Origin of the sequence: Paenibacillus sp. GCM10027626 (genome assembly GCF_042676285.1) — a bacterium.
GTDB lineage: Bacteria > Bacillota > Bacilli > Paenibacillales > Paenibacillaceae > Paenibacillus_Z.
In genome coordinates, this window is record NZ_JBHTHC010000023.1 from 14,853 (window position 1) to 28,156 (window position 13,304).

Below are 13,304 nucleotides of genomic sequence, written 5' to 3' on the forward strand. Positions count from 1 at the left end.
CACCATACAGATTATTTTCGACTTTGAGTGACTCCATTGTATCGCCGTCCGACTTCATGAAACACGCTTCCAGTTCTTGCCAACTGACGTCAATACCGACAAACTTCAAGTCAAATTCATCCTTGTAGAATGAAGCGGCCTCTTACTTGAATTTCAATCGCAGCGTTTTGACTTCAAACGGGCGGAAGGAAAGCGAGAGCTTCCCGTCTTCCTGATTTAACGCATACTTTGGATTTTCCAGCATGTCCGTTTCATGCGCGGTTTCGAGCGGCAAGTTTATTACCAAGCGACATCTCGTTAAAGTCCCTTTGCACTCGTACAGTCGAACAATCATATGTCCCGATTGGTCTTCGGCGAGTTTAACCGTCTCTACTATAATATTGGGCTCGCTCGCCTGCAAGAGGGAGAATCTCGGAATCCGGCTGCCCTTGGTTTGGACCTGAACGGGATAATTCATTTCATAAGCATCCCGCACGACCGGACTGTCGAAGAAGGAACCGTTCCAGACAAGGAACCCGTACGTGAATTCGTGCAAGCCTTGGTCCGAAGTTTCATCGGGATAGGTTGGCGAGCGCAGCAGTGTCAGGCTCATAAGGTTATCGTTGACGCTCAGGCCATATTTGCAGTCGTTGATTAGCGCAAACCCGCGGTTCGATTCGGCGAGCACCGCCCATTTATGTTGGCAGACCTCGAACTGGTCGGCATCGTGCGGACGTGATGATTGATTGGGCCGCTTTACATAGCCGAACTGGATTTCCTGAAGCGACTCCGATGTATGAACGTCGACATGGAAATCGACTTTGAGCAGCTTGTTTTTCTCATTCCAGTTCACCGTCGTATGGAATTCGACACGCCGGCTTCCCTTGCGGAGACGAATATTTTGAATGATGACTGACTGATTTAAGGTCCTTTCTACGCGGATATTGGCAAATAGAGGACCACGAGCCGTTACGCTTACATTCGCTTCCGCCTTCAAGCTTACCTTCGAATCCCGGTATCGGCGGTCGATTTCCCATGCGTCGAACGCGGACGGATTGTCGCGGTACATACTCATCACGTTGCAAGGAGCAGCGGCCCATTCGGTCCCGGTTTCTTTATCCACGATGCTCGCGATTTCGCCGCAAGCATTCAGCTCGATCGCCACATATTCGTTCTCAAGATGCGTCTCGGTGACGGATAACGGGTTCTCTCCGCGGGGTGTTGACTCTTCACGGCTGAATGAGCGGGATGCCCAGCCCATCGAGGGAACGTCAACTTCCGCATAAATTTTGTCCTCGTAGTGCTGCAGGTTCGCATAACTCCCAACCTCAGTACCTTCAGGCAGGGCTACCACTTCCGTACGATCCCATGCAAGCGAATTAAAGAAGGTCGTGGCCGATGCATCACCATCCGCCAACGCTGATTGCGTCTCAGAGACGATCTTTTCAATCGATTCATTAATTTGACGCAGGTCGGTTCTCGCTTCTTCGTGTACGCGACGAATCGACGTCCCCGGCAAAATATCATGAAATTGATTCTGCAGCAGTCTTTTCCACAATTGATCCATTCGTGCATAAGGGTATTCCCGGTACTGCAGCAAAATTGTGATCGTTCTCCACAGCTCCGCCTCATGAAATCCAATTTCCGCTTTGCGATTCAAGCGTTTAAGCGATGCTTGCGTTGTATACGTTCCCCGATGGGCGGGATAATACAGTTCTCCGACATACTTTGCTTCCGGCAGACCTCTTCTTTCTTGATCCTCGAAATAGTCGATGGGCGAGCCATGTTTCGTCCTCGGAACGCCTTCAAGATTGTCCAGCCGTATTAAAAACTCCAGATCGTCGCGATTCGCCCCGCCTCCGCCGTCGCCATGACCGAATTGTACTAACCGAGTGGCAATGCCGTCTTTCTGAACGCGTTCATTCCACTGTTTAATCAGGAAGGAGGGATTGATTTTAACCGGATAATCGCCGTAATCGAGCAGATGGGTCAATACCTGCGTACCGTCGATACCTTCCCACATGAACGTATTGTAAGGAAACGGGTCGGCTATGTTTTCATACGTCTGAAACATCTTGACCGAAGCAAAGTAGTTGAGTCCACAACCTCGCATAATTTGCGGCAAGTTGCCGGAATAACCGAAAACATCTGGAAGCCACAGCATTTGATTGTCGGTGTCGAACTCTTCTTTAAAAAATCGTTTGCCATGCATCGCTTGACGAATCAAGCTCTCTCCGCTCGGTATATTCGTATCGGGTTCCACCCACATCCCGCCTTCGGGAATAATGCGGCCTTGCATGACTGCCCGCTTGATCCGTTCATATAACTCGGGGTATAACTCTTTTGCGAGCTGGAACAAATATGGCTGACTTTGCACATAGCGATAATCCGCATATTCATCCATGAGCGCCAGCTGGTTGGACATCGTTCTCGCAAATTTTCGCTTCGTCTCCTCAATCGGCCATAGCCACGCGATATCCAAATGCGATTGACCCATCAGATAAAGCAACGGAGAAGTGGAGCCGTTCTCGCAGTCGAGAAGCGGCTTCATGAATTGCCGGCACCGTACCACACTTGCGTTGCGGTCAGCCCCTTGTAGCCCGAAGTCGATCTCGGCCGCTACCTTTTTTAGACATTGGTCGATTTCAGCTGCACGCAAAGAATCGCTGTCGATATGATTCCTTACTTGGTACAAACATTCCAAATCAATAAAGAACTGATAGATTTCTTCTTCTAATACACATATATGAGCGCCTCCGAACTGCGGCCGCCGGCCGGAATGCCCGGCGTACGCTTCCGCGAGAAATTGATAGGTTTCACCCGCTGACGCGTTTCGGCTCAGGAGCCCGTAATCATGCTGCAGGTCGAACGCGCCGCTGACGCTTCCGTTAACAAACAACGTAGCCTCGGACCCGAAATCAGCCATGATGCCGACCCGTTTGCCTGCAGCTTCTTCGGGAACGGTCACGGACGCCCGGAACCAGGCATATTGCCAGTCCTCTCCCCACAGCTCCCTGGAACGGATGGGATGGAACGGACGGAGGGCAGCCTCATCGCAAGTCAAATGCTCGTTTATCGTATAAACCTCGAAATCAACGGATTGCAGCATCGTGTAAATATAATCCGGCTTCGTTTTCAGCAGCTTCTCAATCCGGTAGAGCCACTCTTTTCTGGAATTCAAATGATTACCTCCATCACCTATTGCATTCGTTATGGCCGGACAAATCATGCAGCCGGACAGTGGCCGGACCGAATGGCTGCAGCGTCAACGCAATGATGCTCCTATGCTCCGGTTTGCCTGCGGTCACCTTCAACTCACCGATCAGCCATCCGTCCAATTCAACGGCTGACACTTGTTCAAGCTCCCCATCGACTACCAATGAGAATGATTTTAACTCTGGAGATGAATTATATAGCCGTACGAGACAATCCGCTCCATCCCGCTGCAAAGCAGTCATTTCGACAGCCTGATCCGTTACGTGCAGCAGCGATACTGCCTGATCGGCTTTATGATCGGCATGGAAACCGGCACTAACGGCTCCGCGACGTTTTCGGATGACACTGCGAACCCACCGCCATCAAGCACGACGGAGGGTTCGCATCATCATCTTCCTTTTATTTGGACAGGACTCTTTTTGCGGCATCGTTGTAAATCTTTAAAACCTTATCGATGTCGCCTATTTTCTTCACCTCGGCGATAAACTTATCCCAGTCATTAAAGCTATTCTTGCCGGCAACGAATTTCGCCTGCTCTTCTTTCACAAAAGTTTTGAGAGCATTTATAACCTCCGATATTTGCTGGCTTTCGTCCTGTGTAAATTGAATTGCCGGTCCATCGAACCAAGACGCAATGTATTCGTTGTGAGGCATAGGCAAGCTTAGGAGAAACGGCGATTTTTCGACGGGAACGACTTCATACTTACCGTTGAAAACCGTATAGTCGTTCGGAGCAAAGTCTACGAATGCCGTGGGATCAGACGATATTTGCAAACCGGGCCTGTGCTTTCTGCTTGCCCGCATCCCGTAGTTGTCTCCTTCTTCCCATGGATCCGTTGCGTTTTTAATCGAATCCACGAACGTCGGTTTGCCGTCTTCGCCGATCTTGTAGGTGGTTCCCTCAATGCCCCAAGTGATCAGTCTGTCCATCTCGTCCGTATACTGCAGGTCGATGAACTTGATGAGTTCCTCCGGATTTTTCGCTTTCGAACTTATGCAGAGTGCAGCCCAACCGATGTCCGGGGTGTTAACATTCGCGACCTCCTGCCACGCCGTCCCGTATTTCGGATTGCTCGGATACAGCGAAATGGCGAAAATCTTGCCGTCAGTGGAATTGCGGGTATTGGTCCCCGGGAGCGTAAACCAGTCGGCCATCCACATGAAGTTATCGCCGTTTGTCGCTTTCCTCAGCAGCGTGTCATCCGTATCGATCGTATATTCGGGATCAAGCAGCTTCTCCGAATAAAGCTTATTGGCGTATTGCAGGGCGTCTTTGTAACCGTCTTCAAGCACTCCGTAAACGTACTTGCTTCCGTCCCAGAAGATATCGTCCTTGATATGATTCGCCGAGAAAAGGGACCGCAAGTCGTTCCATCTCGTATTGACGGGATACTTGTTCGGATATAGCTGCTTCAGCTTCTTCGCTGCATCGTAAAATTCGTCGAGCGTTTTCGGAATCTCTATGTTGTTGTCCTTGAACAAGTCGTACCGGTATGAGGACGTATTTTGAACTAACATGCCGCGGTCGGCAGGAAACCGGGGATTAGAAGTTTCTTTAAAAAAATACATTTTGCCGTCAGCGTTTGTTACGCGTGTCATCCCGTCTTTGACCGAGTTAAGATATTTCATATAATTCGGCATAAGATCCTTGTATTGACTTAACTCCAGGATCTGGCCTTGTTCCGCCATATTCGTCGTATCATAGAATAGTGGCGTCATGAAGATATCGGGCAATTCGTTGCTAGTAATCAATAGCTTCACTTTGTCGTCATATTCGGAACCAGGAATGTAATTGAATTGGATATCCAGCTTTTTACCCATTTTGGCTTCCATTTGCTTCAGCCATTCTTTTCCCACCATACTGTTCATATCGTCTACTCCGTTCGATGGCAGCGTTACGGAGAAAGACAACGTCTCGCCTTCAGCGCCCTTGGACTCCTTAGACCCTTCCGGTGTTTTATTGGATGTTGTACAACCGGAAGCAACCAGGGCAAGCATCAACACCACAATTAGAATATGCATTGTTGCTTTTCTATTCATGCAAACGCCTCCAACCTCTATATATTGCTGAAAATGATGCAGAAAGAATGAACTGAATAGCCCCTCTACCCCCTTTTCGCGATAAATCACTCCTCTGCACCATATCCTCGAACGCCTTGTTAACCCTTAATCGCTCCAACGAATACCCCCTTGGTGAAATGCTTTTGGAAAAATGGATATATCGCCATAATCGGGAACATCGTAATGATGATGACACTCATTCTAATGGCCTTGGGATCAAGCGCATTTCCCGGTGAATTAATGGCCACGTTGCCGGCCCCCACTCTTCCTTGAATCGCGGTCGTATCCAGGGTAAACAAATAGTTTCGAAGCACCATTTGCAATGGATACTTGTTCTGATCATTAAGATATATTAACGCATCAAACCAGCTGTTCCAGCTGCCGACTATGCCGAATAAAGCGAATGTTGCAAGAAGCGCCTTCGACAATGGCAATATAATTCTGAACAGGACGACGATATCATTGGCTCCATCCATGACTGCAGACTCTTTTAACTCCGCGGGAATGTTCAGGAAAAATGTTCTGAATAGAAAAACATTGTACGCGCCAACCACACCCGGGATAATCATGACCCAAACGGTATCGATCAGATGCAGACTTCTCATCAGCAGATAGGTCGGGATTAATCCTCCGCTGAAAAACATCGTAATCATCAAAAAGATCGTAAAAAACTTTTTGCCAATGAATCCCTGAACGGTCAGCGGGTACGCCATTAACGATGTAAAGATTAGCATCAGGCTGGTAGAACCGACGGCATAAATGATCGAATTCACATAACCCTTTAATATATAAGGGTCATTAAATACGCTGGCATATGCTTTTACAGTGAACCCTTTTGGCCAGATTGTCACACTTCCTGAAGAAATGTAATGGGAACCACTCAAGGAAGTCGCGATAATGTTCAAGATGGGATACAACACGGCGACTAGGATCAGAATCATAATGAAGATATTAAACGCATCGAAAAGGGTGGAGCCCAAACTTGCTTTTCTTCTTATACTCAGTTCTATCACCCCCTAGAACAAACTCGTTTCCGAAACTTTGCGACTTACCCAGTTCGCCGTGTACAGAATAATGAAGGAGATGACGGACATGAACAGGCCTATGGCCGTCGTATACTCATATCTCGCACCCAAAATCCCTTGCCGATACGCATAGGATCCGATGACGTCCGCTACGCTGTAAGTTTCAGGCGCATACAATAGAATGATCTTCTGGAAATCCGTTCCGAGTATGCCGCCTAGCGAAAAGATGAGCAAAATAACGGTTGTCGGCCTGATCGACGGCCAAGTAATGTGCACGGCCTTCTTCCACCTGCTTGCGCCGTCCACTTCCGCGACATCATACAGGGTAGGATCTATTCCGCTCAAGGCAGCAAGGTAGATAATACATCCAAACCCAACACCCTGCCATATTCCCGAAGATATGAAGATCGTCCTGAAATATCCCGGTTCAAGGAGAAACATGATTGGATCTCCGCCAAAATGCGTAATGATTTGATTGATGAAACCATCTCTGGACGTAAAATCCTTGATCATCCCCGCCACGGTAACAACGGATATAAAATGCGGAAAGTAAGAAACCGTCTGAACGAATTTTTTAAATAACCTGCTTCGCAATTCGTTAAATAACAAGGCAAGTATGATCGGTGCCGGGAAAGACCAAAGCAAGGAATACAGACCTAAAAGCAGTGTATTTTTAAGAACCCTGAGTGCCATGGGATCGTGGATAAACGAATTAAAGTATTTCAAGCCGACCCAGGAACTTCCGAATATGCCCTTCGATGCATTGTAATCTTTAAACGCGATTATAATCCCGTACATAGGAAAGTAGCTAAATACCAATACCGTTAGAAAACCAGGCAGCACCATTAAATATAAATATCGCTGTTTCCAAAGTTTCAGCCTTAGATTCTTGGTAGTCGTCTCCATTACAAACACCTCTTTCGATGTGTCGGCCTGCAACTTATAGTCCTGCTGCGGCAAATACTCGGTCGAAGCCCGCTCTGGAGCGGCCGATTAGTTGCTCAGGCGAATCTGAAGGCATCTCGGGCAATAGCACCTCTTGGGAAACGACGCCCCTGCTCTCCATTCCACCGGCAAACCAACCGCCCCAACCTTTACCCCATGCCACTCAAGCAACTCGTTCGCTCCCGCCGCTCCATGACGCCCGACCAACCCGGTCGCATCGATATCAACCGCTCCGAAGCCTCCATCGGCAGCCATCTTGATCAACTGCTCATCCGTTCCGATATCGCCCAATCCGGAGCACGTCAATCCTCGAATCACGTTCGTATCCTCCTTCTTGTTGCGGGCTCTTCACCGCAGACGCGAGCGGCAATCCAAGCTTCGGATCGTTCAGATCCAGTCTGTACATCATCTGATTGTAGTTGTAACGGGGCGTCGGAATCGATTTCGTGAATGTGTTCGTATACGTAGCCTCGAAGTAGATGATCTTGCCGCCGTCTTTGCTGAAGTACTCATGTTGGGCGGGATTATAGAAGGAGTAATCGGCATGTGTTATGATATGTTTTGCCGTCGTCCAAGGTCCGTTCGGAGCCGGTGCTTCCGCAACCCATATTTCCCCCACCAATGACGTTTTCCCGAAGCCTTGTTGTCCAATCATCAAATAACGTTGCCGATATTCGTTCCATTCGACTGAGCTTTGCCATATACGCACCTCATCGCCAGTATCGACATCTTTCAGCTGATAATATTTGGCGTCTTCCTGTTTAATCAAACCCATTTGTATAAGTTCTTTCTCCTCATCTTGGGAGATCATCGGCGTATCTTTCTTCCAGCCCCATACCAATTTCCCCTCGGCGTCGCGCTCCAATTTCGTATTGGCGCCGTCATACTTTGTGCCCGGAGCTAGAGGCGTGAATGCTTCATACTGCGTATAGTCAAGAATTGCGCTCATCTTCGACTCCACACGAAGATTCGGATATTTGTGCTGGGTGAACACCCAATACCCTTTGCCGTTATCCTCGTAATAGCTCGCTTGTCCACCCTCACCCGCATGGCGCCAATCATCCTTATCCGGGAATTGAACGAGATGCTGGAATTCTTCTTTCTTATCGTTCCAGATCAGAATGCCGTATGTCGTTGGCTCGGGATTATGCGTGCTGTAGGGGGCCAGAAGCCGTTCATTCCCCTTGTCATCCTTGACCGTCATCAGACCGAATACCCAGGCAATACCGGCCCCATCGGGCAGCGGCGGCACAAGACTCTTGACGAAGCCGTCTTTATTGGTGAAATAATCCAGGTTGACGCCTACGTCCGGATCCAGACCGCCCTTGTCCGGCAGCTTCGAGGTGGCGCCTGTCACGCGGAAATTCCCGAGCGGGTAGGCCACTCTGTCCGTGTCGCCCCAGAACCAATACAACTTGTTCCGGTATTTGATCGTCTGTACGGAATCCGATCCCATGACCTGCCCGTTCAAAAGCGGTTCCTTGATGGGCGGCTTCAGGCCGAGCAGGACGCTGTCCCGATAGATGCCTTGCCCGGTGATGCGGTACAGTCGCTGGGCGATGTTGATCCGGTTCATCTTTAGTGTAACGCTACCGCCGGGCTTCACATCGACGGCCTGGCCACGATTGCCGAAGAAATCTGCCGGAATGTCGTAACCGTGGCTGGACATATGGAAGAAGACCTTCTGATTCATCAGGCCCGGCTCGTCAAAGGCGACATAACCGGCGCTGTCCGTGTAAAAAGTGATCTTGTTTGTCGTCATCAGTTCTACATTCGGAATTCCCCTGCCCGTCTCGGCATCAACGACCTTGATCGCGAATGGTTCCTGCTTTTTGAGGGCGACCATGGCTGCCATCGACTCTGCCCCCGCACTTTCTTCCGCGTTTGCCGCAATCGCCATTCCCGGCAGTATCGCAACCATAAGTATCGTACAAGCCCATAAACCCGTCTTTTTCCACGATTTCCTTTTCAACTTGATCCCTCCAAAAAAAGTAATGATCGTATCACTCAATATGTTGGAACCAAGATGTTTATATTGACGCCTTGACAGATTGGAAACGCATACAAAGTATTCTGTATTTGGGATCGATAACTGTAACCTCCTTCCATTAGTTATGATGTTAGGTAAATAATCTTATCATACCAAGTTGGTTTTATCATAATATGGGTTTAATCTTTTTGCAATCCTTTTCTTATCATTTTATGGTAAAACATTGCGACAAACGACTATAAAATCTGGACGATCCATCTATAACTTGCTCGGGTTAGCATGAATTTGATATGAGCTCACAAGTACTTTGTATACTATTTAGTTCTGATCGGTTATAATCTAAAGAAATGACTTGCTTGAGGTGAATGTAGTGGTCAGAAAACAACCGGCTTCCCCAAAATATCAATTGATTAAAGATTACGTGTTATCCCAGATCGAAAATAAAGAAATATCACAGGATGATCGGATTCCGAGCGAATCGGAATTTGTGAAAATGCTGGACGTCAGCTCAATTACCGTTCGGAAGGCGCTGACGGACCTCGTCAACGAAGGAGTCATTTACCGCGTCAGAGGTAAAGGCAGTTTCGTGGCCAACCAGAATGCAGCCGCAGATAAAACAACTTCCAATCTGATCGCCTTTATTATTTCAGGGCTGGAATTGCACGACAGCTCCTATCTGCGAATCATGAAAGGGATTCAGTCTTTCCTCAGCAACAACGATTGCAGGCTGGTGATCGAGTTTGTGGAGAATAATTTCGAACAGGAACGCGAATTGGTTCTGCAGTTGATTCAATCCGAGATCAGAGGCTTACTCGTCTATTCTTCAGATCCCGACGCAGCCAAAGGCTATCTAGATGAGGTTCGCAGGAAGAAGATTCCGATCGTCATGCTCGATCGCTTTCCCTCCGGCTATCCCGTCAACTACGTCGCTTGCAACAACCACGACGGCGCTTACGAAGCTGTAGAATATTTGATCGGACAAGGGCACCGCCGGATCGGATTTGCCGCATACGACTTCCATCTCAGCCCCGAGATCGAGCGCTATGACGGCTATCGGAGCGCCATGTCCAACGCTTCGCTTCCGCTTGACGACGCATGGCTCTGCTTGAAGAAGGAGTTGGATTACCAGAAGCTGGCCGAACAAATCCGCGTTGGTGATATAACGGCGTTATTCTGCGCGAATGACAAACGGGCCCTCGAAGCGCTGGAGCGGCTGACGGCCGAAGGAATCCAAATTCCTGAGCAACTCTCCCTGATGGGATTCGACGACTTTGAAGGCTCGAAATTCGCCAAGGTCTCGCTCAGTACCGTCCAGCAGCATTTCGACGTGCTCGGCTTTGAAGCGGCCAAGCTGTTGTTCGAAATCTGTGAGGCTTCTTCGCGCGGGTATAAGAAAATTATACTGCCAACCGATCTTGTCATCCGCGAGACGGTCGTACCGCCGAAAGAATGCCCTTAAGCTTTGCCTGCTGCCTCCAGTTCAAGAATGAGCCGTGCGCTTGTTCGTTTTTAGGCTAAGATTTGCCAAAACTATGGGAAAGAATATATTCCGAGTGGTTTCCGACATCTGAATACGAACAGTTTGAAGGCCCTAGTTTCGAAATGTATTATGGAATTGCAGGGCATATTACTGGGGAGATTTGGATAGCAGTAACACGGATGTGTTTCTCATCGGGCACCCGTCGTACTACCTAAAATTAGGATTCGAACAAGCGTGACCACATATAGCAATTCAAGATGTCTAACGAGGTGTTTTATTTTCGAGAACGACGAACACCTACAATTAACCAACCTCAAAAAAGGCAAAGCAGGAAATATTCTTTGTGTTGTTAAGAAAAATACGCCAAACCATTACGTTTAGGAAAAACCCTGAAAGAAGGGAGTTATATTATTGCGTTATGACATTGATATTGCTTGCACATCTTATTTGACACTTCACGAACAAAAACTGCGGATCAAGTCGTTTTTGATAGAGTATTTTGGCACAGTGCACTTTTCTCTTGTTGAGACAGGTTTATCTATAACAGCCGTGCAAGAGGAAACGGCTTTTTTCGAATGGGTGAATGCAGACAGACCAGACCGAAGCACTAAAGAATTGTTTCTTTTTGAGTGGACGGAGCAAGAGAGATGGAGTGGGCATTTCTTATTAAAATGTAGCTTTTTTAATCGTTTGGAGGATAATAGCAGACAGAAGCAATTCGAGAAAATCGTCTTGCAAATAAAAGAACATATGGAGCATCCCACTTTGACACTTTATATAACCCCAAAAGATAATCTCATCGATGTACGGCAATTTCATCGTCGTGGTGATGGGAATATTGGCTACGGCTTGTACCCTTATGCTGAAGATGAGAAGGGGCAGTGGCGTGATAATTTGGGTGTCGGCTTATGGATATATCGTGAGGATTTTCATCTTTTATACGAAGGAATCAAGGAGGTATATCCACTTAAGGTGAAAGGCTTTGAGAATTTTGATCATACCGGCATGAATTTCATTAGTAAATCGGAATGGAAAGTGATCCTTAACCATTGGTCTAAACTAGCAGTTAGTAACCCATCCAGCGCTAAATTTATTGATTATGTAAGTCGATGGGTGGTAGCAACGCTAGAGCATGTGGATGAAATTGCTATCGAAGGGAATTTGTAATTTGCCGATCACAAATTATGACTGAAGGAAGTATTACAAACGTGCAATATCAGTATAATCTCGTAATATTCTTCTGACCATCAATTATTAATCACGTGGTTGGGATGCTTACATGGAAATGCTAAGGGATGAGCATGCTACTTCTACTCATTATCACATATTTGAAAGGGCGTCCGTTGTTATGAAGCATATAAAGGAGATAGAGGCGCTGGCGGCAGAGATAGCTGATGCGGCAAGAAAGTCATTTCTTAGTCTTTTTAAAAATGGTGAACGTTATTATTACTGTACGCTATACACCACTGGAGAGGGACATGCGCCAAGCATCTCCGCCTGGTCGTGGGAGGCTTTGGAGGTGGAAACGGCCAGGCAAGGAGAGGCAAGCGACACGCCGGGATCGACGATTGCGGAACTCATCAAATGGTCCTATGCCGATTCGCCCTATTGTTGTTTCGGGGATGAGAACTTCGATCACGTTAAACAACGGTTTATCGGGCGTCCTTCCATTACGGATCTTGAGGATGACGAAGGGAATCGCGAGTTTGATTTAAGGCTGAAGGCCATGGAGCTGGCGATGAAAATGCTGGATGATGAAGGCGTGTTTGCCTTGAATCAACCGCGAGAGTCGGTATGCATCCTTGTCGAAGTCATGCCGCCGGATGAGATCAATACCGAAATCGCCCTGCGTTTGAATCGGGCGGAATCTCCGGCTATGCAAGCATGGCTGGCGGAAGCGGCGGAGTAAATGCCGCTGTTGGGAACTCCGGCCGTCTACTATGTTCCTATTTTATATGATGGTCGGAACCTTGGGGTTAAGCGCCGCGGCGGTTTTTTCGTGGAACTAGTTGTTTTAAATGCAACATGGAGAACACCAAAAAAAGCGATCAAGGCAACCTGTCTCTGCCGGAGGCTACGATCGCTTTTTGGTTCTTTCCGCCAGCCCCGTAATCGACTCTCTATCTTGATCGGTTAATTGATCAAGAAAATGCTTGCGTATTGCCTTTGAGACAATAGGTAAGGCCTCATCCAAAGCCGATTTTCCGACAGAAGTGATGATGACTTGAACACCGCGATCAGCGTCAAATGGTCTCCTCATAATAAGACCCCGTGTTTCCATCCGCGTTAAATGATGGGATAATCTGCTCTTATCCCAGTCCATCGAGTCAGCTAGTTCCTGTTGCCGAAGCCTACCATCCCCGAATTGGACTAACCGGTCCAAGACTCCAAAATCCCCTTCAGATAGTCCGGTGTGTTCAGACATCTCTTTCACAACGCGACCAAAGATCTGTTTGAAGGTGCCTTTCCACATATTCCATAGTTTCATTTCATCTTCGTTCAGTTCGTTTATATCCATACAAATATAATATCACGGTTGACACGTCAACCACAAGATGATAAAGTGCATTTAGGTTGACACGTCAACCTTAAGGGTATGGATACCTTC

12 protein-coding genes are annotated in these 13,304 nt (G+C 47.8%); 4 read left to right on the top strand and 8 right to left on the bottom strand.

Features of this window, described 5'->3' with window-relative positions; genetic code table 11:
- Positions 1–142: 142 nt before the first annotated feature.
- The 7 genes from ACFQ0N_RS30820 to ACFQ0N_RS30850 form a co-directional block, all read right to left on the bottom strand.
- Positions 143–3,160 carry an alpha-mannosidase gene (locus tag ACFQ0N_RS30820; RefSeq protein ID WP_379333734.1) on the bottom strand — a complete coding sequence of 1,006 codons (3,018 nt, stop codon included), beginning with the start codon at positions 3,158–3,160 and terminating at the stop codon, positions 143–145.
- A 13-nt stretch (positions 3,161–3,173) separates the two neighbouring features.
- Entirely contained in the window at positions 3,174–3,437 is a 264-nt protein-coding gene (locus ACFQ0N_RS30825) for a hypothetical protein (protein ID WP_379333736.1), read from the bottom strand.
- 157 nt (positions 3,438–3,594) lie between these two features.
- Entirely contained in the window at positions 3,595–5,235 is a 1,641-nt protein-coding gene (locus ACFQ0N_RS30830; protein ID WP_379333738.1) for an extracellular solute-binding protein, read from the bottom strand.
- Between the two features lie 119 nt (positions 5,236–5,354).
- Positions 5,355–6,197: a carbohydrate ABC transporter permease gene (locus ACFQ0N_RS30835; protein ID WP_379333944.1), complete on the bottom strand. Its 843-nt coding sequence runs from the start codon at positions 6,195–6,197 to the stop codon at positions 5,355–5,357.
- Positions 6,198–6,272: 75 nt separating this feature from the next.
- Complete coding sequence (locus tag ACFQ0N_RS30840) at positions 6,273–7,187, bottom strand: ABC transporter permease (RefSeq protein ID WP_379333740.1); 915 nt, start codon at positions 7,185–7,187, stop codon at positions 6,273–6,275.
- A gap of 87 nt (positions 7,188–7,274) precedes the next feature.
- Positions 7,275–7,544, bottom strand: a complete 270-nt coding sequence (locus tag ACFQ0N_RS30845) for a hypothetical protein (RefSeq protein WP_379333742.1) — start codon at positions 7,542–7,544, stop codon at positions 7,275–7,277.
- Positions 7,495–9,198 (bottom strand): glycoside hydrolase family 183 protein, encoded by a 1,704-nt coding sequence (locus ACFQ0N_RS30850; protein WP_379333744.1) that lies wholly within the window; start codon positions 9,196–9,198, stop codon positions 7,495–7,497. The genes ACFQ0N_RS30845 and ACFQ0N_RS30850 overlap by 50 nt, the downstream gene beginning before the upstream one ends.
- A 388-nt stretch (positions 9,199–9,586) precedes the next feature.
- Between ACFQ0N_RS30850 and ACFQ0N_RS30855 the strand changes: the two genes are divergently transcribed.
- The 4 genes from ACFQ0N_RS30855 to ACFQ0N_RS30870 all read left to right on the top strand — a co-directional run bounded on the left by ACFQ0N_RS30855 (position 9,587) and on the right by ACFQ0N_RS30870 (position 12,605).
- Positions 9,587–10,675: a substrate-binding domain-containing protein gene (locus ACFQ0N_RS30855; RefSeq protein ID WP_379333746.1), complete on the top strand. Its 1,089-nt coding sequence runs from the start codon at positions 9,587–9,589 to the stop codon at positions 10,673–10,675.
- Positions 10,676–10,737: 62 nt separating this feature from the next.
- Complete coding sequence (locus ACFQ0N_RS30860; RefSeq protein ID WP_379333748.1) at positions 10,738–10,911, top strand: GyrI-like domain-containing protein; 174 nt, start codon at positions 10,738–10,740, stop codon at positions 10,909–10,911.
- 196 nt (positions 10,912–11,107) lie between these two features.
- Positions 11,108–11,863 (top strand): hypothetical protein, encoded by a 756-nt coding sequence (locus tag ACFQ0N_RS30865; protein WP_379333750.1) that lies wholly within the window; start codon positions 11,108–11,110, stop codon positions 11,861–11,863.
- Between the two features lie 181 nt (positions 11,864–12,044).
- Positions 12,045–12,605, top strand: a complete 561-nt coding sequence (locus tag ACFQ0N_RS30870; protein ID WP_379333752.1) for a DUF4303 domain-containing protein — start codon at positions 12,045–12,047, stop codon at positions 12,603–12,605.
- Between the two features lie 165 nt (positions 12,606–12,770).
- On the opposite strand, the gene ACFQ0N_RS30875 is transcribed toward ACFQ0N_RS30870, so the two are convergent.
- Positions 12,771–13,214 (bottom strand): MarR family winged helix-turn-helix transcriptional regulator, encoded by a 444-nt coding sequence (locus ACFQ0N_RS30875; RefSeq protein ID WP_379333754.1) that lies wholly within the window; start codon positions 13,212–13,214, stop codon positions 12,771–12,773.
- Positions 13,215–13,304: the final 90 nt, after the last annotated feature.

Coding starts and splice junctions, on each gene's coding strand:
- ACFQ0N_RS30840 (WP_379333740.1), bottom strand. CDS start 7,187: ATGGAGACGACTACCAAGAATCTAAGGCTGAAACTTTGGAAACAGCGA.
- ACFQ0N_RS30875 (WP_379333754.1), bottom strand. CDS start 13,214: ATGGATATAAACGAACTGAACGAAGATGAAATGAAACTATGGAATATG.
- ACFQ0N_RS30870 (WP_379333752.1), top strand. CDS start 12,045: ATGAAGCATATAAAGGAGATAGAGGCGCTGGCGGCAGAGATAGCTGAT.
- ACFQ0N_RS30835 (WP_379333944.1), bottom strand. CDS start 6,197: ATGATTCTGATCCTAGTCGCCGTGTTGTATCCCATCTTGAACATTATC.
- ACFQ0N_RS30830 (WP_379333738.1), bottom strand. CDS start 5,235: ATGAATAGAAAAGCAACAATGCATATTCTAATTGTGGTGTTGATGCTT.
- ACFQ0N_RS30825 (WP_379333736.1), bottom strand. CDS start 3,437: ATGACTGCTTTGCAGCGGGATGGAGCGGATTGTCTCGTACGGCTATAT.